The 20,157-nt window shown below is 72.3% G+C and carries 17 protein-coding genes; 10 read left to right on the forward strand and 7 right to left on the reverse strand.

Annotated features, from left to right (window positions below):
* Positions 1-84 precede the first annotated feature (84 nt).
* A complete protein-coding gene (locus C4V41_RS20935; RefSeq protein ID WP_103957584.1) occupies positions 85-1,443 on the forward strand; it encodes an amino acid permease in 1,359 nt (452 codons plus the stop codon).
* Between the two features lie 204 nt (positions 1,444-1,647).
* The gene (locus C4V41_RS20940) at positions 1,648-2,523 is read left to right on the forward strand and encodes an SGNH/GDSL hydrolase family protein (protein WP_160150346.1); all 876 of its coding nucleotides are present in this window, start codon (positions 1,648-1,650) and stop codon (positions 2,521-2,523) included.
* On the opposite strand, the gene C4V41_RS65865 is transcribed toward C4V41_RS20940, so the two are convergent.
* Positions 2,510-3,352 carry a chorismate mutase gene (locus C4V41_RS65865; protein WP_146103724.1) on the reverse strand — a complete coding sequence of 281 codons (843 nt, stop codon included), beginning with the start codon at positions 3,350-3,352 and terminating at the stop codon, positions 2,510-2,512. The two genes, C4V41_RS20940 and C4V41_RS65865, sit on opposite strands and share 14 nt — an antisense overlap.
* A gap of 289 nt (positions 3,353-3,641) precedes the next feature.
* Here C4V41_RS65865 and C4V41_RS20950 point away from each other — a divergent pair, with 289 nt between their 5' ends.
* The 6 genes from C4V41_RS20950 to C4V41_RS64290 are packed head-to-tail and all read left to right on the forward strand — an operon-like array spanning position 3,642 to position 10,167.
* Positions 3,642-5,492 carry a serine/threonine-protein kinase gene (locus C4V41_RS20950; RefSeq protein ID WP_103957586.1) on the forward strand — a complete coding sequence of 617 codons (1,851 nt, stop codon included), beginning with the start codon at positions 3,642-3,644 and terminating at the stop codon, positions 5,490-5,492.
* 9 nt (positions 5,493-5,501) lie between these two features.
* Positions 5,502-7,049, forward strand: coding sequence for a serine/threonine-protein kinase (locus C4V41_RS20955; protein ID WP_146103725.1), 1,548 nt, complete (start codon positions 5,502-5,504; stop codon positions 7,047-7,049).
* Positions 7,046-7,888, forward strand: coding sequence for an AraC family transcriptional regulator (locus tag C4V41_RS20960; RefSeq protein WP_235030275.1), 843 nt, complete (start codon positions 7,046-7,048; stop codon positions 7,886-7,888). Before C4V41_RS20955 ends, C4V41_RS20960 begins: the two co-directional genes overlap by 4 nt.
* Positions 7,889-7,899: 11 nt before the next feature.
* Positions 7,900-8,562, forward strand: a complete 663-nt coding sequence (locus C4V41_RS20965) for an AzlC family ABC transporter permease (protein WP_103957588.1) — start codon at positions 7,900-7,902, stop codon at positions 8,560-8,562.
* Complete coding sequence (locus C4V41_RS20970; protein ID WP_103957589.1) at positions 8,559-8,870, forward strand: AzlD domain-containing protein; 312 nt, start codon at positions 8,559-8,561, stop codon at positions 8,868-8,870. The genes C4V41_RS20965 and C4V41_RS20970 overlap by 4 nt, the downstream gene beginning before the upstream one ends.
* A gap of 10 nt (positions 8,871-8,880) precedes the next feature.
* On the forward strand, positions 8,881-10,167 hold the full coding sequence (locus tag C4V41_RS64290; RefSeq protein ID WP_146103726.1) for a serine/threonine-protein kinase: 1,287 nt from the start codon (positions 8,881-8,883) through the stop codon (positions 10,165-10,167).
* Here C4V41_RS64290 and C4V41_RS20980 read toward each other — a convergent pair.
* From C4V41_RS20980 to C4V41_RS20990, 3 genes are read right to left on the reverse strand one after another with little or no spacing between them, the layout of a single operon-like run.
* Positions 10,164-11,093: an RluA family pseudouridine synthase gene (locus C4V41_RS20980; RefSeq protein ID WP_103957590.1), complete on the reverse strand. Its 930-nt coding sequence runs from the start codon at positions 11,091-11,093 to the stop codon at positions 10,164-10,166. The two genes, C4V41_RS64290 and C4V41_RS20980, sit on opposite strands and share 4 nt — an antisense overlap.
* Positions 11,086-11,691, reverse strand: a complete 606-nt coding sequence (gene lspA / locus C4V41_RS20985) for a signal peptidase II (protein ID WP_235030276.1) — start codon at positions 11,689-11,691, stop codon at positions 11,086-11,088. Before lspA ends, C4V41_RS20980 begins: the two co-directional genes overlap by 8 nt.
* Positions 11,655-12,044 carry a TraR/DksA family transcriptional regulator gene (locus C4V41_RS20990; protein WP_200824119.1) on the reverse strand — a complete coding sequence of 130 codons (390 nt, stop codon included), beginning with the start codon at positions 12,042-12,044 and terminating at the stop codon, positions 11,655-11,657. Before C4V41_RS20990 ends, lspA begins: the two co-directional genes overlap by 37 nt.
* Before the next feature lie 465 nt (positions 12,045-12,509).
* Here C4V41_RS20990 and ileS point away from each other — a divergent pair, with 465 nt between their 5' ends.
* On the forward strand, positions 12,510-15,656 hold the full coding sequence (ileS, locus tag C4V41_RS20995) for an isoleucine--tRNA ligase (protein WP_103957592.1): 3,147 nt from the start codon (positions 12,510-12,512) through the stop codon (positions 15,654-15,656).
* Positions 15,657-15,891: 235 nt separating this feature from the next.
* Positions 15,892-16,197 carry a hypothetical protein gene (locus tag C4V41_RS21000; protein WP_103957593.1) on the forward strand — a complete coding sequence of 102 codons (306 nt, stop codon included), beginning with the start codon at positions 15,892-15,894 and terminating at the stop codon, positions 16,195-16,197.
* An 87-nt stretch (positions 16,198-16,284) separates the two neighbouring features.
* Here C4V41_RS21000 and C4V41_RS21005 read toward each other — a convergent pair whose 3' ends face one another.
* The 3 genes from C4V41_RS21005 to C4V41_RS21010 form a co-directional block, all read right to left on the reverse strand.
* Positions 16,285-16,440 (reverse strand): hypothetical protein, encoded by a 156-nt coding sequence (locus C4V41_RS21005; RefSeq protein WP_200824120.1) that lies wholly within the window; start codon positions 16,438-16,440, stop codon positions 16,285-16,287.
* Between the two features lie 252 nt (positions 16,441-16,692).
* Entirely contained in the window at positions 16,693-19,158 is a 2,466-nt protein-coding gene (locus C4V41_RS61935) for a hypothetical protein (protein WP_160150347.1), read from the reverse strand.
* Between the two features lie 77 nt (positions 19,159-19,235).
* A complete protein-coding gene (locus C4V41_RS21010) occupies positions 19,236-20,117 on the reverse strand; it encodes a DivIVA domain-containing protein (protein ID WP_103957594.1) in 882 nt (293 codons plus the stop codon).
* Between the last annotated feature and the right edge of the window lie 40 nt (positions 20,118-20,157).

Here is a 20,157-nt window from a genome sequence, read left to right on the forward strand (position 1 = left end):
GAGCCCTCGCGCGCGCCGGAAAGCAGGATGATCGACCGCCGCCGATATCCTCGATGTCACCTTAAGTGACCGAGGAGACACGCGGTGCGCACGCAGACCGACGAGGGATACACGCACGCGCTGGGCAACCGGCAGGTCCAGATGATCGCCATCGGCGGGGCGATCGGCGTGGGCCTGTTCCTCGGCGCGGGCGGCCGGCTGGCCGCCACCGGGCCCGCGCTCGTGCTCTCCTACGCCGCCGCCGGAATGGCCGCGTTCTTCGTCATGCGGGCGCTCGGCGAGCTCGTGCTCTACCGTCCGGCGTCGGGCTCGTTCGTCGAGTACGCCGGCGAGTTCATCGGCCCGTGGGCGGCCTTCGCCAGCGGCTGGATGTACTGGATCAACTGGGCCTTCACCGGCATCGCCGAACTGACCGCCATCGCCGCGTACATCCACTACTGGGCCCCGGCCTTCCCCGAATGGGGCACGGCCCTGATCGCCCTCGGTTTCGTGCTGATCGTCAATCTGCTGTCCGTGCGGCTGTTCGGCGAGCTGGAGTTCTGGTTCGCGATGCTCAAGGTCGTCGCGATCTCGGTCTTCCTGGTCGTGGGCCTGGTGCTGGTGGTCGCGTCGGTCGGCCAGGCGGGCCCGCACAACCTGGTCGCGCACGGCGGCTTCTTCCCTGCCGGGTTCCCGCTGGTGCTGATGAGCCTGCAGTCGGTGGTGTTCGCGTACGCGTCGATCGAGCTGGTCGGCATCACGGCCGGCGAGACGGCCAGGCCGCACGAGGTCATGCCGAAGGCGATCAACGGCGTCGTGTGGCGCATCGCGATCTTCTACGTCGGCTCGGTGCTGCTTCTGGCGATGGTCCTGCCGTGGACGGCGTACCGGGCGGGCGTCTCCCCGTTCGTGACGGTCTTCTCGGGCCTCGGCGTGCCGTGGGCGGCCGACGCCATGAACCTGGTCGTGATCACCGCCGCGATGTCGTCCTGCAACTCCGGCCTGTACGCCACCGGCCGCATCCTGCGCTCGATGGCCATGAAACAGGAGGCTCCGGGCTTCACCGGCACGCTCAGCTCACGCCACGTCCCCATCGGCGGCATCCTGTTCACGGCGGCCATGTTCCTGGCGGGGGTGGGACTGTTCTACTTCCTGCCCGAACGGGCCTTCAACATCGCCACCGCCGTCGCCTCCCTGGGCGTGATCACCACCTGGGGCGTGCTGGTCCACTGCCAGACCCGCCTGCGCCGTACGGGCCACCTCTCGGCCTTCCCGATGCCCGGCTCCCCGTACACGAACTGGTGCACCCTCGCCTTCCTGGCCCTGGTCGTGCTCCTGATGCCGTTCGCCGACCGCGACCAGCGCGTGGCGTTCTTCCTGATCCCGGCCCTGGCCGCGGGCATCGCCCTCGGCTGGCTGATCGTACGCCGAAGGCGGCCTGCGCCACGATCATCGGCTGGGTAGTCTCGTGGGCGCACGGAGAACGTTCGAAGGAGGGGCGCGCTGGAGGAGTCGAGACGGAGGATCGTCCAGACCGCGGCGGCGGCCGTCGCGGGGGTCGCGCTGGCCCTGGCCTGCCTGCCCCTGGAGATCTATCCGAAACTGGCCTGCGCCGTCCTGGAGGCGGGCTGCCCTGAGAGCGCGGAGCCGCGGGGGCGCTTACCGCGGGTGACCCGGCTGACGCCCGTCCAGGTGGCGCAGGGCGGCAGATACGTGGCGCTCGGCGACTCCTTCTCCTCCGGCGAGGGCGTCTACGAACTGGACGAGAAGCCGGTCAACGACGGGGCCGACCGCTGCCACCGGGCGACGGGCTCGTACGTGCCCCTGGTGTCGAAGGCGTACCGGTTCGGCGGCGGCACCTCCTTCTACGCCTGCAGCGGCGCCACCACGGGCGAGCTCCTGTCCGGCCAGCACGGCCAGCGCCCCCAGATCACCCGGGTCGACGCCTCGGCCAGCCTGGTCACGCTGAGCATCGGCGGCAACGACGCCGGCTTCACCAAGGTGCTGACGGCCTGCATCGTCAAGCTGCCGTGGTCGACGGCCTGCGTCGAGCAGGACGCCGCCGTCGCCGCCCGCATCGAGGAGCTGCGCAAGGACATGCTCAAGATCCTCAAGGAGGTACGCGTCCGCGCCCCCAACGCGCGGGTGGTCGTCCTCGGCTATCCCCGTCCGTTCCCGGCCAGGCCCGTGACGAGCGTCGACAACATGAGCGAGGCCGACCAGCGCTGGCTGAACGCGGTGACGCGGCGGCTCAACAACACGGTGGGCGCCGTGGTGGCCGACTTCGACCGGGCGATCGCGGCGTTCGGCGCGCCCGGGAGCATCGAGTACGTGGACGCCTACGAGGCGTTCACGGGACACGAGGTGGGCCGGCCGCAACCCTACCTGAACGGGCTGCACGTGGACGTGGAGGAGCTGACGGTCAACGCGCGCAGCTATCACCCGACGGGCGACGGCTACCGCCGGTTCGCCGACCTCATCACGAAACAGATCGCCGCCGGCCCCGGCCGCCAGATGAACAACTTCCTCGTCACGACCCCCTGACGCCCCGCTCCTCGGACAGGTCCAGGCCCGCCTCGATGACGGCGTTCATGATGGCCCCGAGCCTGGCCTCCCCCAGCGAGGGCGCCCGCACGGCCATCCGCGCCACCAGGGCGCGCTCCCTGGCCGGGTCGCGGCCCGCGAACCCGCCCACCGGCTTGATCCGCTGCACGACGCCCGCCAGCGCCGCCCGCCGCTCCAGCAGCGTGGCCAGCGCGGCGTCCACCCGGTCGATCGCCTGCCGGCACTCCGGCAGCGTGGCCGGCGTCTCCTGCCGCAGCAGCGCGCCGACGACCGTCACCGCCTCCTCCGCCACGTGCCAGGCCGCGCCCGGCGCGTCGACGACCAGCCCGTCGGCACCGGCCGCCACGGCGGCGGCCGACAGCCCGATGTCACGGGAGACGTCCACCAGCACGGGACGCCCGGAGACGGCCCGCGCGGCCCGCAGCAGCCCCAGGTCGGGCCGGGCGCCGCCCTCGCAGAGGAGCACCCGCCCGTCGCCCTCCGCCGCGCAGTAGTCGGCCAGCCCGGCCCACTCCTCCACCGACGCGGAGGGGCGCCGCTCCACCACCACCGGCAGCCCCAGGCCGGCCGCCGCCCGCACCAGGGGGATGTCGCGCGTCCACGACGCCCCCACCACCACGGCGTCGGCCAGTTCGGCGATCGCCGGCAGGTCGGCCGCCGAGGCCGGCTCCACCAGCGCGGCCGGCTCGCGCAGCGCCTCCACGGCGCCCGAGCGCAGGCTCACCCGGCCGCCGATCACCACCGCGGGCCCGTCGCCCACGAGCAGCTCGCCCACCGCCACCGCGGCCCTTTCCAAGATCGATGACATCCCGACTCCCTGTTGGGCCGGCCCCTGAAGCCGGCGGAAAAACCCAAAGAGGCAGAGACGGGATGTCTCTGCCTCGGTGCCGACTCCAGGAGGTCGCTAGCGCACGACCGGCTCGCCCGGAGCCGGCTCGGTAAACGCGTAACGACGACAAGTCATATCTAGACCCTACACCCCCGCTTCCACCTGCTGGGCGGCGCTTCTCACATGACGGACTGTCCTTCGGGCGAGTCGCCGATGATCCCTGCCCGTGAGAGTATTTCTTGGCCTAGAGGAGGGTTTGAGGCCGTTGATGTCGGATCGCAAGCAGGACGGACGCCGCATCGCCGGCCGCTACCAGCTGCAGGAACCCATCGGCAGGGGCGGAATGGGCGTCGTATGGCGCGCATACGACGAGCTGCTTGACCGCACGGTCGCGGTCAAGGAGGTCAGGTACGCCGCCGCCCTGGGCGAAGAGGTGCAGCTGCTGAACCGGCGCACGATGCGCGAGGCCAGAGCGGCGGCGAGGTTCGAGCATCCCAACGTGATCGTCGTCCACGACGTGATCGAGGAGGATGACCGGCCCTGGATCGTCATGCAGCTCGTCCAGTCGCGCTCACTGGGTGCCGTGATCAAGCAGGACGGGCCCCTGCCGCCGAAGCGGGTGGCCGAGATCGGCGTGGCCATGCTCGACGCGTTGCACCGTGCGCACGAGGCCGGCGTGCTGCACCGTGACGTCAAACCCGAGAACGTGCTGCTGGCCGACGACGGCCGGGTCGTGCTCACCGACTTCGGCATCGCCACGCTGGAGACCGAGACGCAGCTCACGGTGACGGGCCTGGCGGGCACGCCGGCGTTCATCGCGCCCGAGCGGCTCAAGGGCCTGCCGGCGCGGCGCGAGTCGGACCTGTGGTCGCTGGGCGCCACGCTCTACACGGCCGTCCAGGGCCGCTCCCCGCACGAGCGGGGGATGGCGCTGGCGACCATGCACGCCGTGCTCACCGACGAGCCGGACCCCACGCCGTACGTGGGCCCGCTCTCCGACGTGATCACGGGGCTGCTGAACAAGGAGCCCGTGCAGCGGCTGACGTACGAGGAGACGCAGCGCCTGCTGCGCCTGGCCATCGCGCAGGCCAGCCCGCCGCCGACCGCGCAGTTCCCGGCGGCCCAGGAGCTGCACGTGCCCGCCCCGGCGCCGGCCACCCGGCCGAAGCCGGCGGCCAAGCCCCGGCGGCCGGGTCCCGCCAAGGCGAAGCGCCCGTACGCGCCCGTCGAGGACGACACCCCGACCGACCCGGACCTGATCGCCCCGGCGGCGGCCGAGGACATGCCCGAGACCGGCGCCCGCATCCCGCGGACGCCGGTGGCGGACACGCCACCGGCGGTCGAGCCCACGGCGGAGTCCACGAGGGAGGCGGCCAAGCCGGAGCAGCAGCACCGGGCCGCGATGGTGATCGGGGCGGCCGTGGCGGTCCTGCTGGTGGCGGGTGTGGGCGGCTATCTCGGCCTGAGCTCGGCGCCCGACGAGGGGCCGGACAAGAACGTCGACAAGCTGTCGGCGGCCGTCACGACGGGCCCGTCACGGGCGTCCACGTCACCGCCGGCCACGGCTTCGTCTCCTCCGCCCTCATCCGCTCCGCCGACGACCCCGCCGACGACCCCGCCGGCGTCCCCGAGCGCGGCTCCCACCTCGACTCCCAAGGAGACGAAGGACCCGATGCCGTCCGGGTGGAAGAAGCACACGGACAAGAAGCTCGGCTTCCAGATCGGTCTCCCCAAGGGCTGGGACGAGTGGACGCGCTCCGGCAAGGGCGTCGAGTTCAAGGGCCCGGGCGGCGCGTCCAACGCGCACGTGCGGATCGAGGTGTTCCCCAAGCTGGGCAAGGACCCGCTGAAGGGCTGGAAGAAGCTGGAGCCGAGCCTCAAGGACCGCTACGGCGGCTACAAGAAGCTCGACATCAAGAAGGTGGACTACCGGAAGGCCGCCGCCGACTGGGACTTCCTCTGGCCCACCGACACGGGCAAGAGCCGCATCCGCTACCGGGGGTTCATCGCCGAGGACGGGAAGGCGTACGCGATCTACTGGCACACGCTGAACCGTGAGTGGAAGGACGACTACCACTTCTTCGAAGGCTTCGCCGCGACCTTCTCCCCCGGCAAGTAAACTCGCCCCGTGCAGGTCAGCAACCGTTACCGCCTCATCGAGCCACTCGGTGAGGGCGGTATGGGCGTGGTCTGGCGCGCCTACGACGAGCTGCTCGACCGTACGGTGGCGATCAAGGAGGTCCGCTACACGGGCGTCGGCGACGCCAAGCGGGCCGAGCTCACCCGCAGGACCATCAGGGAGGCCAGGGCGGCGGGCCGCCTCGACCATCCCTCGGTGGTCGTCATCCACGACGTCGTCGAGGAGGACGGCCGGCCGTGGATCGTCATGCAGCTCGTCCGCTCGCGCTCGCTGGCGCAGGTGATCGGCGATAGCGGGCCGCTGCGGGCGAGCCAGGTCGCGGTGATCGGCGGCCGGGTGCTCGACGCCCTGCGGGCCGCGCACGCGACCGGGGTGCTGCACCGCGACGTGAAGCCGGAGAACGTGCTGCTGGCCGATGACGGCCGGGTGGTCCTGACCGACTTCGGCATCGCCTCCATGGAGACCGAGGCGGGGCTGACGGCGACGGGCGGGCTGGTGGGGACACCGGCGTACATGCCGCCCGAGCGTCTCAACGGCGAGCCCGCGCGGCCCGAGTCCGACCTGTGGTCGCTCGGCGCGACGCTCTACGCGGCCGTCGAGGGCGAGCCGCCGTTCCGGCGCGACTCGTGGGCCGCGACGGTGGCGGCGGTGCTGCGCGACGAGCCGAAACCGCCGGTCCGCGCCGGGGCTCTGGAGCCGGTCATCATGGGGCTGCTGCGCCGGCGGCCCGACGCGCGGATGCCCGCGGAGGAGGCCGCGCGACTCCTGTACGACGCCGCGTCCGAGCCGTCCGCCCGCGACACCGCTCCCTACACCGGCACTCTCTCCACCGGGCCGCGGCCCACGGTCGCCACGCGCAGCCGCCGGGGCAAGGGCGTGTGGGCCGTCGGCGCGGCCGCCGTGGCCGTGCTGGGCGCCGGTGGCGCGCTGTTCTACAACGGGTGGACGACCGGGGTCCCGGTCACCACTCCGACCGCTTCCGGCACGCCCACAGCGACGGCCACCAGCGCGGCACCCAGCCCCGAACCCACCGTGACGCCCACCGTGACGCCCTCTGTGAAGCCCACGACGGCCCGGCCGATCCCGGCGGGCTGGCGCACCTACACGAACGCGGACGGCCGCTTCTCGATCGCCGTGCCCGAGCGGTGGCAGGTGAAGAAGACCGCCGGCCGGGACAGCGTCTCCATGCGGGGTCCGGGCAGCCCCGGGACGATGCTCGTGGAGTGGACCGTCCCCGACATCCCCTGGCGCGACCCGGTGAAGCACTGGGAGGGGCTGGAGAGGGAGATCGAGGCCAAGGGCGAGTTCGAGCGCTACACCAGGATCGGCATCGGCTCCGTCCGCTATCTCGGGCAGGCGGCTGCCGACTGGGAGTTCACCCGGGTGCGCGAGGGCGTGCTGATCCATGTGATCAACCGGAGCTTCCACACGGCCGACGGCCGCCCGTACGCCCTCTACTGGGAGACGACGCACGACCGCTGGGAGCGGGACAGGCGCTACGTCGACACCTTCATCAAGACCTTCCGCCCGAAGTGAGAGAGCAGGCGCATTTCTGGCGGCACCCGGCGGTGCCCGAGACCGACCTGCTCAAGGCCCGCTACGTCACCCACCGCTTCTCCAGGCACGCGCACGACGGGTACGCCATCGGGCTCATCGTCGAGGGCGTCGAGGAGTTCGACTACCGCGGCACCCTGCACCGGGCGCGCGCGGGCGAGCTGGTGCTGGTCAACCCCGACGCCGCGCACACGGGGCAGGCGGGGACGCCGGGCGGGTGGGCGTACCGGATGCTCTATCCGTCGATCGACCTGCTGGCCGGGATCGCGGCCGAGCTGGGCGCGCCGGCCGGGACGCCGCACTTCCCCGAGCAGGTGGCGCGCGACGACGACCTGGCGGCGCTGCTCGGCCGGGCGCACCGGGCGGCCGAGCGGGGCGACGCGCTGGTCGCCTCGACGCTGAGCCGCACGCTGTTCGGCCGGCTGCTGACCCGGCACGCCGCCCCCAGGCCGGCCGCGATCCTGCCCGCCGAGGGCCGGCGGGCGGTGCGGGAGGCGCTCGACCTGCTGCACGAGAGCCTCGTGGACCCGCCGACGCTGGAGGACCTGGCGGGCGCGGTGGGGGCGCGGCCGTTCGCCCTGCTGCGGGCGTTCAAGGCCGCCACCGGCCTGCCGCCGCACGCCTACCTCACCTCGCTGCGGGTACGCCAGGCGCGCCGTCTCCTGCTGTCCGGCGTACGCCCCGCGCGGGTGGCCGCCGAGGTGGGCTTCACCGACCAGGCTCACCTCAATCGCCATTTCAAGCGCATCGTGGGCGTTCCGCCCGCCGCCTTTCAACGCGCTGCAGGAACGTACAAGACCGGCGATTCCCCCACCACCTAGCCTCGGTCGGCATGGAAGAGACAACATCCCGTTCCGCCGCCGTGCGGGACGGTCTCGGCGTGGGCCTGGCCGTGGGGCTGTCAGGGCTCGCCTTCGGCGCCGCGGCGATCACGGCGGGCCTGAGCGTGCCGCAGGCGTGCGTGCTGAGCCTGCTGGCCTTCACCGGCGCCTCGCAGTTCGCGCTGACCGGCGCGGTGGGCGCGGGCGGCGACCTGGTGGCCGCCGCGCTCGGCGCGCTGCTGCTCGGCGGCCGCAACACGCTGTACGGCCTGCGCCTGGCCGACCTTCTCCAGGTACGCGGCCCGCGCAGGCTGCTGGCCGCCCACGGCGTCATCGACGAGACCACCGCCGTCGCCCTCGCCCAGCCGACCCCGAAGGCGGCCCGCACGGGCTTCGCGGTCACCTTCGCCGCCCTGTACATCACCTGGAACCTCGCCACGCTGGCGGGCGCGTACGGCACCTCGTTCCTGGGCGACCCCGGCGCGCTCGGCCTCGACGTGGTGGGCCCCGTCGCGTTCCTGGCCATCCTGTGGCCCCGGCTGACCGCCAGCGCGGAGCTGCGCGGGCTCGCCGCGGGCGCGGCGGTGATCGCGCTGTGCGCCACCCCGTTCTTCCCCTCGGGCGTGCCGGTGCTGCTGTCGGCCGCCGCGGTGCTGGTGGTGATGTTCCGATGACGTTGTGGTGGGCGATCGCCGCCGTCTGCCTGGGCTGCTACGCGCTGAAGCTGGCCGGCCTGGCCGCGCCCCGGCGGGTGCTGGACCATCCGGCGGTGCGCAGGTTCGCGGAGCTGGTGCCGGTGGCGCTGCTGGCGGCGCTGATCGCGGTGCAGTTGTTCACCGAGGAGGGCGGGCTGCGCTTCGATCCGGCGCGCACGGCGGGTCTCGGCGCGGCGCTCGTCGCGCTGCTGCTCCGGGCGCCGTTTCTGGTCGTTCTGGCGGTGGCCGCCGCGATAACCGCGCTTGCCCGGATTTTTATGGGGTAGTGCCGGTTGCATGTCCGATTCAGCGGGGATGGTCGGTGGACGATATCGGCTGCTCAGGACGATAGGCCGGGGCGGCATGGGCACCGTGTGGCAGGCACACGACGAAGTGCTGGGCAGAGACGTGGCCGTCAAGGAGATCCTGCCGCCGCCCGATCTCACGGCCGACGAGCGCGAGGTGTTCGCCGTCCGCACGTTCCGCGAGGCCAGAGCGGCCGGGCGGGTGGCGCACCCGGGCGTGGCCGCCGTCTACGACGTCCTGGAGGAGGGCGGCCACCCGTGGATCGTCATGCAGTTCGTGCAGTCCCGCACGCTGGGCGAGCTGATCCGCGACGAAGGCCCCATGGCCCCGATGGCGGCCGCGAATGTCGCGCTGCAGCTCCTTGAGGCGCTGCGCGCCGCGCACGCGGCCGGCGTGCTGCACCGCGACGTCAAACCGGACAACGTGCTGCTCACCCCCGACGACCGGGCGGTGCTCACCGACTTCGGCATCGCCACCACCGAGGACGAGGCGCCCGTGACCAGGACGGGCATCCTGGTCGGCACCCCCTCCTACATGGCGCCGGAACGCGCGGCCGGCGGCCGGGCCAGCCCCGCCTCGGACCTGTGGTCGGTGGGCGTGACGCTGTACATGGCCGTCGAGGGCCACTCGCCCTTCCACCGGGACCACGCCCTGGCCACGCTCGGCGCGGTGATGCACGCCGAGCCGGAGCCGCTGGCCCGCGCCGGGGTGCTGGCTCCGGTGGTGCACGGCCTGCTCCGCAAGAACCCCGCCGAGCGCATGTCCTTAGCGGAGGCCGAGCGGCGGCTGTCCATGATTTTGGCGGGCGGCGCCCCGGAGCAGACCGGCCCCGTCGCCGCCGTCGCCGCCGCGCCGGCGGTGCCGGCCCGGCGGCGGATGGTGCCGATGGCCGCGATCGCCGGGGGCGCGCTCCTCGTGGCGGTCGTCACGGGCGGCGCGGCCTGGTGGTCCCAGCGGCCCCTGGACCTGCCCCGCGAGCCGGGCAACAGCGTTCCCGTCGTGGTGAACACCACGCCGACCCCCGAAACGAGCCCCTCCGAGGAGGAGCGGCAGCAGCCGGTCAGCCCGCGGAACACGCCACAGACCACCCCACAGAACACGCCGCGGAACACACCGTCGGCCGAGCGCTCCAGCACTCCCGAGCGCAGCCCGTCCGGACGGAGCAGCCCGACACGGCGGCAGCCCACGCCGACGAAGTCCAAGGCGACCAAGGAGACCAAGACGGACGAGGCCCCCGGGCCGACTCCCGGCCAGGTCGACGGCACGGAGGACGACTAGGACTCCTCGCGTACGGCGTCGAGGGCCTTCTGCAGGTCGTCCGGGTAGTCGGTGGTGAACGACATCCACTCCCCGCTGGAGGGGTGCTCGAACCCGAGCGCGACCGCGTGCAGCCACTGCCGGGTGACGCCCAGCCGGGCCGCGAGCGTGGGGTCGGCGCCGTAGAGCAGGTCTCCCACGCAGGGGTGGCGCAGGGCCGACATGTGCACCCTGATCTGGTGCGTACGCCCGGTCTCCAGCTTGATGTCCAGCAGCGACGCCGCCCGGAACGCCTCCACGGTGTCGTAGTGCGTCACCGACGGCTTGCCCCCGGCCACCACCGCGAACCGGCCGTCGCCCGACGGGTGCCGGTCGATGGGCGCGTCCACGGTGCCCCTGAACGGGTCGGGATGCCCCTGCACCAGCGCGTGGTAGCGCTTGTCGACCGTGCGCTCCTTGAAGGCCCTCTTGAGCCGCGAGTAGGCGTGCTCGCTCTTCGCCACCACCATCGCGCCCGTGGTGTTGGCGTCGAGGCGGTGCACGATGCCCTGGCGCTCGGCCGCGCCGCTGGTGGCGATGGTGTGCCCGGCGCCGAGCAGCCCGCCGATCACGGTCGGCCCGGTCCAGCCGACGGTCGGGTGGGCGGCCACGCCGATGGGCTTGTTGATCACGATGACGTCGTCGTCCTCGTACACGATCGTCATGCCCGGCACCGGCTCGGCGATCGGCATGGGCGTGGTGACCGGCGGCGGCAGCGTGACGTCGAGCCACGCGCCCGCGTGCACGCGGTCGGACTTGGCCGGCTGCCGGCCGTCGACCAGCACCTCGCCCGCGACGATCAGCTCGGCCGCGCGGGTGCGGGAGAAGCCGAACAGCCGCGAGAGCGCGGCGTCGAGCCGCTCGCCCTCCAGGCCGTCGGGCACGGGCAGGCTGCGCTGCTCAGTCATCCTTCGCCACCTCCTTCGACCCGTCGATCTGCACGTTCCGCCAGGCCAGGATGACCGCCAGGATGCCGCCGCAGACGATGGCCGAGTCGGCGATGTTGAAGACGGGGAAGTAGTCGATGACGGGGAAATGCCCGGGAAGCACCTCGATGAAGTCGACGACGTGCCCCTGGAGCTGCGAGGAGCGCCCGATCCCCGACGGGTAGCGCAGCAGCCGGTCGGTCAGGTTGCCGAGCGCCCCGCCGAGCAGCAGGCCGAGCGTGATCGCCCAGGCCCTGCTGCCCAGCTTGCGGGCCGTGCGCACGATGGCCACGACCACGCCGGCGGCGATGAAGGTGAAGACGAACGTCATCCCGGTGCCGATGCTGAACGCGGCCCCCGAGTTGAAGATCACCCGGAACTGCAGCACGTCCTGGATGACGACCAGCGGCGGCTCACCCTCCAGGGTGCGCAGCACCACGGTCTTCGTGACCAGGTCGGCCACGTAGATCACGCTCGCCAGCACGACCAGGACGGCGAACAGGCGCCCACGGGCGGGGCCGGGGGCCGGGGGCCGCTCCGGCTCTACCGGCGCTCCTCCTTCTGCTTGCAGGCCACGCACAGCGTCGCCCTCGGGAACGCCTGAAGGCGTTCCTTGCCGATCGGCTTGTGGCACGATTCGCACACTCCATAGGTCCCTGCGTCGATCCTGGCGATCGCACGTTCGTTCTGCGCGACCAGATCGCGCGCATTCAGGGTAAGGGCGATCTCACGTTCGCGCTCGTACGTCTTGGCGCCGGCGTCCGCCTGGTCGTCGCCGGCTCCCTGGGTGACGTCACCAGAGGCTATCTCCGACTCGTGGCGGTGGATGTCGGCCTCGAGCTCGCCGATCTCGGTCTGGAGCATGTCGCGTACCTCGGCCAGCTCCTCTTCCGACCACATCGACGGTGTAGCGGTCTGCGTGACTGCCGCCATGGCTGCCTCCATTGCTGATCAAGGCCGTAAATGGTGCGGGCAGCTTAGGATCCTCATAACGGAACGGCAAACGACCCGCCGGACGGTTTACCTCCCCCGTACTATCCCGCCTCGCGCATCTAACTCCTCCTCAGCGGCGTCCATTCCCACAACTTTGCGCCGTTTACGACTCACGTACCAACGCGCTGTACGGGCGTCCACGCCACCGGGGAAAACCTGGAAGCCTCAGCCCCCACTCTGCGTTATGGTTTGAGACTGCAAGGCGTTGATGGGGCCCGACTGTGAGGGATATCACCCCGGAGCCGCCGGAAGAACGGCTCTTTCGAGCTCATTAGACCCGGCCGCGGATCAAATGAAGAGGGCCTCGCCCAGGCGAGGTCAAGAAGGGTGGTACCGCGGGGCCGCGAGGCTTCGTCCCTTCACGCAAGCCCTACCGGCCGATCAAGCGTGGAGGTCACGCCCGAAATGTCTTCCCCATCTTTCCGCTCTCTTCCCGCGCAGGTCGACCTGCCCGCGCTCGAGCGCGAGGTTCTGGACCGCTGGCGGGATGGGAAGATCTTCGAGCGGTCCATCGAGCAGAACACCGGCAATCCGTCCTGGGTCTTCTACGAGGGCCCGCCCACCGCCAACGGCCTGCCCGGCGTGCACCACATCGAGGCGCGGGTGTTCAAGGACCTGTTCCCCCGCTACAAGTCGATGCGCGGCTTCAGCGTGCCCCGCAAGGCCGGCTGGGACTGCCACGGCCTGCCGGTCGAGGTCGGGGTTGAGCGCGAGCTGGGCCTGTCCGGCAAGAAGGACATCGAGTCGTACGGCATCGCCGAGTTCAACGCCAAGTGCCGCGAGTCGGTGCTGCGGCACGTGGACGCGTTCGAGCAGATGACCGAGCGCATGGGCTACTGGATCGACCTGTCCCAGGCATACCGCACCATGGACCCCTCCTACATCGAGTCGGTCTGGTGGTCGCTGAAGGTCGTCTTCGACAAGGGGCTGCTGTTCCGCGACTTCCGCATCACCCCCTACTGCCCGCGCTGCGGCACCGGCCTGTCCGACCACGAGCTGGGCCAGCCCGGCGGCTACGAGACCGTCACCAGCCCGTCGGTCCACGTCCGCATGCCGGTGACCTCGGGGCCGCTGGCCGAGCTGGGCGCGTCGCTGCTGATCTGGACGACGACGCCGTGGACGCTGGTCTCCAACACCGCGGTCGCCGTGCACCCCGACGTCACCTACGTGGCCGCCCGCACCGCCGGCGGCGAGGTCCTGGTCGTCGCCGAGCCGCTGCTCTCGGTCCTCGGCGAGGACGTCACGGAGGTGGCCCGTTACACCGGGCGCGAGCTGGAGCACACCCCCTACAGTCGCCCGTTCGACCTGGTCGACATCCCCGGCGCCCACTACGTGGTGCTCGGCGACTACGTCAGCGTCGAGGACGGCACCGGCCTGGTCCACCAGGCGCCCGCGTTCGGCGCCGAAGACCTGGCCGTGATCAAGCGCTACGACATGCCCGTCGTCAACCCGGTCGGCCCCGACGGCCGCTTCCTCGACGACGTGCCCATGGTCGGCGGCCGGTTCTTCAAGGACGCCGACGAGGAACTGACCGAAGACCTGCGCGCCCGCGGGCTGCTGTTCCGCGGCGGCCACCTCGAGCACAGCTACCCGCACTGCTGGCGCTGCCACACCGCGCTGCTCTACTACGCCCTCCCGTCCTGGTACATCCGCACCACCGCGGTCAAGGACCAGATGCTGGCGGAGAACTCCAAGACCAACTGGTACCCCGACACGATCAAGTGGGGCCGCTTCGGCGAGTGGCTGCGCAACAACGTCGACTGGTCGCTGTCGCGCTCGCGCTACTGGGGCACGCCGCTGCCGCTGTGGGTGTGCTCGGAGAACGAGGACCACATCACGTGCGTCGGCTCCATGGAGGAGCTGGGCGAGCTGGCCGGCCGGGATGTCTCGGCGCTCGACCCGCACCGCCCGTACGTCGACGACGTCACCCTCGCCTGCCCCTCGTGCGGCGCCGAGGCCCGCCGCGTGCCCGACGTCATCGACGCCTGGTACGACTCGGGCTCCATGCCGTTCGCGCAGTGGGGCGAGCGCGGCAAGCCGGAGGGCGTCTACCCGGCGCAGTTCATCTGCGAGGCCACCGACCAGACGCGCGGCTGGTTCTACTCGCTGATGGCCGTCGGCACGCTCGTCTTCGGCCAGTCCTCCTACGAGAACGTGCTCTGCCTCGGTCTCATCCTGGCCGAGGACGGCCGCAAGATGAGCAAGCACCTGGGCAACATCCTCGAGCCGATCCCGCTGATGGACGAGCACGGGGCCGACGCGCTGCGCTGGTTCATGGCCTGCTCGGGCTCGCCGTGGGCGGCCCGCCGGGTGGGGCACAACACCCTTGAGGAGATCGTCCGCAAGGTCCTGCTGACGCTCTGGAACACCTCGTCGTTCTTCACCCTCTACGCCAACGCCGAGTCCTGGTCGCCGGCGGCGCTCGCCGATGCCACCCCGGCCGCGCGGCGCCCGCTGCTCGACCGCTGGGCGCTGGCCGAGCTGCACCGCACGGTGGCCGAGGTCACGAAGGCGCTCGACGAATACGACACCCAGCGCGCCGGCCGCCGCCTGGCCGACTTCCTCGACGACCTGTCCAACTGGTACGTACGCCGCTCGCGCCGCCGCTTCTGGCAGGGCTCGCAGGACGCGTTCGCGACGCTGTACGAGTGCCTGGAGACGGTGATCAGGCTGATGGCGCCGATGACGCCGTTCATCACCGACCACCTCTGGGACGTCCTGCGCCCGGCCGGCGCGCCCGCCTCGGTGCACCTGGCCTCCTGGCCGGAGGTGCGCGAGGACCTGCTCGACCCGGCGCTGTCGGACCAGATGGCCCTGGTGCGCCGGCTGGTGGAGCTGGGCCGCTCGGCCCGCGCCTCGTCGGGCGTCAAGACCCGCCAGCCGCTGCGCCGCGCGCTGGTGGGGGCGCACGGCTGGCCGTCGCTGGCCGACGAGCTCCGCGGCCTCGTCGCGGACGAGCTCAACGTCCAGGCGCTTGAGGACATGTCCGGCTTCAGCGCCGACCTCGTGTCCTACACGGTCAAGCCCAACTTCCGGGCGCTGGGCAAGCGCTTCGGCTCCCAGACCAAGCTGGTGGCCGCCGCCCTGTCCGCCGCCGACGCCACCCGCGTGGCCCGCGCCCTGCGCTCGGGCGCCACGGTGATGGTCGAGGCGGACGAGCTGGGCGAGGTCATGCTCGGCCCCGACGAGGTGATCGTCAACGAACAGCCCCGTTCGGGCTGGGCGGTCGAAACGGGCGCCATCGGCACCGGGACCGGCGAGACGGTGGCCCTGGACCTGGAGCTGACGGACGAGCTGCGGCGCGCGGGCCTGCTCCGCGAGGTCGTCCGCCTGGTCCAGGACGCCCGCAAGTCGACCGGCCTGTCCATCACGGACCGCATCGACCTGTGGTGGACCACCACGACCCCTGACCTGGCCACGGCCCTGCACACGTCGGGCCACGTCGTGACGGACGAGGTCCTGGCCACCTCCCTCACGGAGGGCACGGCCCCGGACCTCCCGTCCCACACGGACGAAGACCTGGGCCTGACCTTCCAGCTCCGCCGCGCCTGACCCTGAGAGGGGCGCCCCGACCCCGGGACGCCTCTCTCACATCGTTCTCGGACACGCGAACCGCGGCCAGGACGTCCACCTCCCACCCTCGCGAATATGAGCGCCAAGCCGTGACAGGCCGTACCGACTGGAACGCGACAGTATTCGAGGGTCAGCTCCGAGCTTTTGCTGAACGAGCAGCATCGAGCAGGACAAGGGCCCCCGTGAGGTCGGACGCTAGGCGCGGCAGCCGCCGGTGGAGAGCGACACGATCGAGCTTTGTGCCGACTACCAGTACGAGCGGGACAGGGTCGGCGACGCGGCAGGGGCCGGCATGGCGTTCGTGAACCTGTTCCACGCCTCGTCGGGTGAGCCGATGAAGCACCACGGAGCTGGTGACAGCCGCGCGAAGGCGAGCGCGGTCGTGAGCGGACCGGAGGCCGCGACCGGCAGCGTGACCGGCGAGGTGATCGCTCCGCACCGCCCGGCCGGCAACGTGACAGAGGCGGGACGCGACTGGGAGTGCCGGCCCCGGAGGGCATGGAAATCGGCGATTCCCTGACCTGCTCAGCCGGCCCGGCGCCACGGGATGCCCGGTCATCATCACCTGGGCGACATCGGGCCGGGTCATCAGCAGCGACCGCAGATGTCATTCCAGGCGGGAGCTGGTCAGGGGCACGGTGCTCCACGTCGCCACCGCTGTCCCGGTGCCGGCGTCGAGCACCAGCCGGACCCGGTGCGGGCTGGTGACGACGTAGAGCCCGGCGACGAACGTGTTGTCCTGCCACGCGCCGGCGGCGACCACCGAGCGGCGAGGCGCCGGCGGCGACCACCGAGCGGCAGAGCGGCGAGGCGCCGGCGGCGACGACCTGGCGGCCAAGCGGCGGCGAGCTTTCCCGCCATTCACCGTGGCCGACGGCGACCTTGAGGGACGACCGAGCCGCAGGTGCCATCCGCCATCCGCCATCCACCGGCTCGACGGCCACCGTGGTTCCGTCCAATGCCGAAGTACGACCGAGGCAGGCGGGTCGGCGGCGGCAACGCGTGAAAGCGGAGGCTAGCCGACCGTCTCGCGGTCGTGCTGGCACACCGAGCAGCTCGTCAGCCCGGCCGCTTCCGCCGCGGCGAGCGTCATCGTCTCGACGCCGCTGTCCCCCGCGCCCCGGATCAAGGGGCAGGCCGTGCTGTGGTAGCGACGGGTCCCGACGATGACCTTCACCGTACCCTGGCGCCCGCCCTTACCCCCGGCACCGGCCTTGGCACCGCCCGGCTCGTCATCGCCCGGCGTCTCGGACTTGGAACCCGAGGCCGGCGCCTTCCCCGCCGCCCCCGCGGCCTGGGGCCGTGACGGGGCCGACGAGGGGCCGGTCTTGGGAGCAGGGGCGCCACTCTTGGGCGAAGCACCGCTCTCCACGTCCCTGGAGGTCGCACCCTGGGAAGTCGCACCCTGGGAACCCCGGGGCGGCTCTCCCTGAGCGGCACCGACCTTCGGAGATCCGGCCTTGGGCGCCTCGGCAGCGGTCCCGTTCTTAGTGCCCGGACCACCAGAGGAACTACCCGCGCCAGACACCCCGCTCACGGACGGGCGCTCGGACCCACCGGACGGGCGCTCGGACCCGCTCGACCCCGCCGCACCGGGCGGCGGCCGTACCCCGGAAGGCCGGGTGGGAGCGCCTGTGGGCAGCGGTCCCTTGGGCTTGGCCTCGGACTCGGCCGAGGAGGCGGGCCGCTCGTGCAGCACCACGGTCTCCCCCGGCGTCGAGGATGGCTCCTTGCCGGGGCCAGAAGGCCGCTGGGACGGCTTGCCGGCCCCACCCGCTGGTCCTGGACGGCCCGGCGTCGCGGAAGAAGGCACGCGAAGCTGCGGCGCCGTGTCAGGCCCCGAGGAGTCGTCGTCCCGGGCCCCACCGGAAGCCTGCCCAGGCCGGGCCCCGGAAGTCTGTCCGGACTTGCCACCCGACGGCCCAGCGGCGCCGGACGACTGCCCAGTCCTGCCGCCTACCTGCCCGGCGGCACCAGGGGCCTGCCCGGGCTGAGCGCCGGACGACTGCCCAGGCTTGCCACCCGACGGCCCACCATTGCCGGACGGCTGTCCAGGCTTGCCACCGACCGGCTCGGGACGACTCGACGCCTGGCCTGCCTTGGCACCGGCCTCAGAACGGCTCGACGCCTGGCCGGGCGCACCCGGCTTGCCGCCGGCCTGCCCAGGCCGGTCCGACTGACCGGGGCGATCCGACTGACCAGGCCGATCCGACTGGCCGGGCCGGTCCGACTGGCCGGGCCGGTCCGACTGGCCGGGCCGGTCCGACTGGCTGGGGCGGTCCGACTGGCCGGACTGACCGGGCCTGGTGCCGGACGGCCCGGAAGCGGAGGTGGCGGCCGGTCCGCCGGGCTCGGTGCCCGCCGTCCCGGGCCTCGCGTCAGACGTCCCGGGCCTCGCGCCGGCAGCACCAGGCGCCTCGGACCTCGCCCCAGCGGTGCCAGGCCTCGCGCCGGCAGTTCCAGGCGTCTCGGGCGTCACGCCGGCCGTGCCGGGCTTGGTGCCAGGCGTGCCGGGCTTGGCACCAGGCGTGCCGGGAGTGCCGGTGGATGGTCTGGACTGCTCCGGAGAGCCCGTGGTCTGCGTGGGCCTGCCCGTCTGACCGGGCTTGCCCGAACCGGGGGTGCTCACCGGACCGGGCTTGGGCACCGAGGTGTCGGTCTCGTCCGAAGCGGACTCGGCCCGCTGCGCGAACGGCGGGGGCCGGAAGTAGGAGGTCTGCGCGTCCGCCTGCTCATCTTCCGAGTCAGCGGGAGCCTGGCCCGGCGGGGTGGCGGACGGGCGGCCGAACCACCCGGTGACGCCCTCCTCGTGGGAGGCGGCGGGCTCCGGGCTGGGGGTGGAAGCCTTGGTGTCGGACTTCGGCGGGGTGACCGGCGGACGAAGGTCGCGGGTCTCCGCGGAGTTTTCGGCCCGGCTCTCGGCGGGGAAAGCGGGGCCGGGAGCGACGGCGGGCTCGGGGTCGGCGGCAGGCGGCAGTTGCCGTCCGCCGAGCGCGGCGTCAGGCAGGCACGTCGTGCAGGGCGTGAAGCCCTCCTCGCGTGCCTCCTCGTACGTGAGCTCCTCGTGATCCCGGCCGCTCAGCTGCCGGCAGCCGGCGACGTGGTATCGCCTGCGTCCGGGGATCACCAGCACGATCGCATCCGGTGTGATGCCGCCCGCCGCGGTGCGGCGCGGGGCGGGGCCGGGGGCGGTGGCAGGGGAGGGCGTGGTCGCCGCCCGCTGCGGTGCCCGCGGATGCGGTTGGGGTGCGGGGGGTGGCTGGTGAGCCATGGGACCGGTCTGGTTGTACGGCAGCGCGGGCGGCGCAAGCCCCTTCGAGGGGGTGGCCGGCGCAGCGGCCTGCCCACCTCCGGGAAAAAGCTCGTTCCGCCGCAGGAACGCCCCGATCACCAGGAACAGCGCGGACAACACGCTGACCACGATGGACCACATGATCAGGAACGGCTTCGCCAGCACGAAGCCCGCGATCAGCAGAACCACTGCCGCGAGCACCAAACCAGCACTGATAAGGATCACAGGGGGCTCTTTCGAGAGACAGGTCCTAGTGACCCACCACTTTACCGGCGGTCGTTGTGCGGACCGTCAGCGCCGGGGAAGGCGCCCTGCGGAGCGTCACCGCCGAACGGGCTGGGACCACCGGGCAGAGGCTGCTGGCCACCCTGAGGCACGGCGTGCGACATGGCGGGAGCCTGCTGACCCTGCTGCGGACCACCGGACATCACCGGGAACCCACCGCTGCCCTCGGCGGACACGTTGAGCTCGGCGAGCTGGTTCTCCAGGTAGAGCTTGAGCCTGCTGCGGTATTCGCGCTCGAAGCTGCGCAGCTCCTCGACCTTGCGCTCGAGCTCGTCGCGCGTCTGCACGAGCGAGCCCATCGCCTGGCGGTGGCGCTCCTGCGCGTCGCGCTCGAGCGTCTCGGCGCGGGCACGGGCGTCGCCGATGACCTGCTCGGCCTGGCGGCGGGCCTTGGTGAGGATCTCGTCGGCCTCGCGGCGGGCGCGGGTCACCGTGTCGTCCGCCTCCCGGCGGGCGTCGGAGATGGCCTGGTCGGCGGTCTGCTGGGCGAGGGCGAGCACGCGGGCCGCGGTGTCCATGTTGTCCTCGGCGGGAGGCATGTTCATGGCCACGGGGACCGGCTGCTGCTGCACCGGGGGCGGCTCGGGGGCGCGCATGGGCTCCGGCTGCGGCGGGGCCATCATCTCCGGCTTGGGCTGCTCCTGGACCGGGGCGGAGGCCATGGGCATGTTCATGCCGCCCGGCACCTTCCCGCGCAGGCACTCGGCCAGCTTGGCGCGGAGCTCCTCGTTCTCTTGGATCAGGCGGTCGAGCTCAGCCTCCACCTCGTCGAGGAAGGCGTCGACCTCTTCCTCGTCGTAGCCCGGTCGCAGCCGGGTGGTACTGAACTGCTTGTTCCGCACATCAGCGGGCGTCAGCGGCATTTTTTGGTCTCCTTGGCGCGCTTGGAGTCTGTCCGGAGGA

This window comes from Nonomuraea solani (assembly GCF_900108335.1).
Classification (GTDB): Bacteria; Actinomycetota; Actinomycetes; order Streptosporangiales; family Streptosporangiaceae; genus Nonomuraea; species Nonomuraea solani.

Excerpts from the sequence above, each read along its gene's own strand:
- C4V41_RS64290 (WP_146103726.1), top strand. The coding sequence starts at position 8,881 with ATGTCCGATTCAGCGGGGATGGTCGGTGGACGATATCGGCTGCTCAGG.
- C4V41_RS20965 (WP_103957588.1), top strand. The coding sequence starts at position 7,900 with ATGGAAGAGACAACATCCCGTTCCGCCGCCGTGCGGGACGGTCTCGGC.
- C4V41_RS21010 (WP_103957594.1), bottom strand. The coding sequence starts at position 20,117 with ATGCCGCTGACGCCCGCTGATGTGCGGAACAAGCAGTTCAGTACCACC.
- C4V41_RS20970 (WP_103957589.1), top strand. The coding sequence starts at position 8,559 with ATGACGTTGTGGTGGGCGATCGCCGCCGTCTGCCTGGGCTGCTACGCG.
- C4V41_RS65865 (WP_146103724.1), bottom strand. The coding sequence starts at position 3,352 with ATGTCATCGATCTTGGAAAGGGCCGCGGTGGCGGTGGGCGAGCTGCTC.
- C4V41_RS20990 (WP_200824119.1), bottom strand. The coding sequence starts at position 12,044 with ATGGCGGCAGTCACGCAGACCGCTACACCGTCGATGTGGTCGGAAGAG.
- C4V41_RS20950 (WP_103957586.1), top strand. The coding sequence starts at position 3,642 with ATGTCGGATCGCAAGCAGGACGGACGCCGCATCGCCGGCCGCTACCAG.
- ileS (WP_103957592.1), top strand. The coding sequence starts at position 12,510 with ATGTCTTCCCCATCTTTCCGCTCTCTTCCCGCGCAGGTCGACCTGCCC.
- C4V41_RS20980 (WP_103957590.1), bottom strand. The coding sequence starts at position 11,093 with ATGACTGAGCAGCGCAGCCTGCCCGTGCCCGACGGCCTGGAGGGCGAG.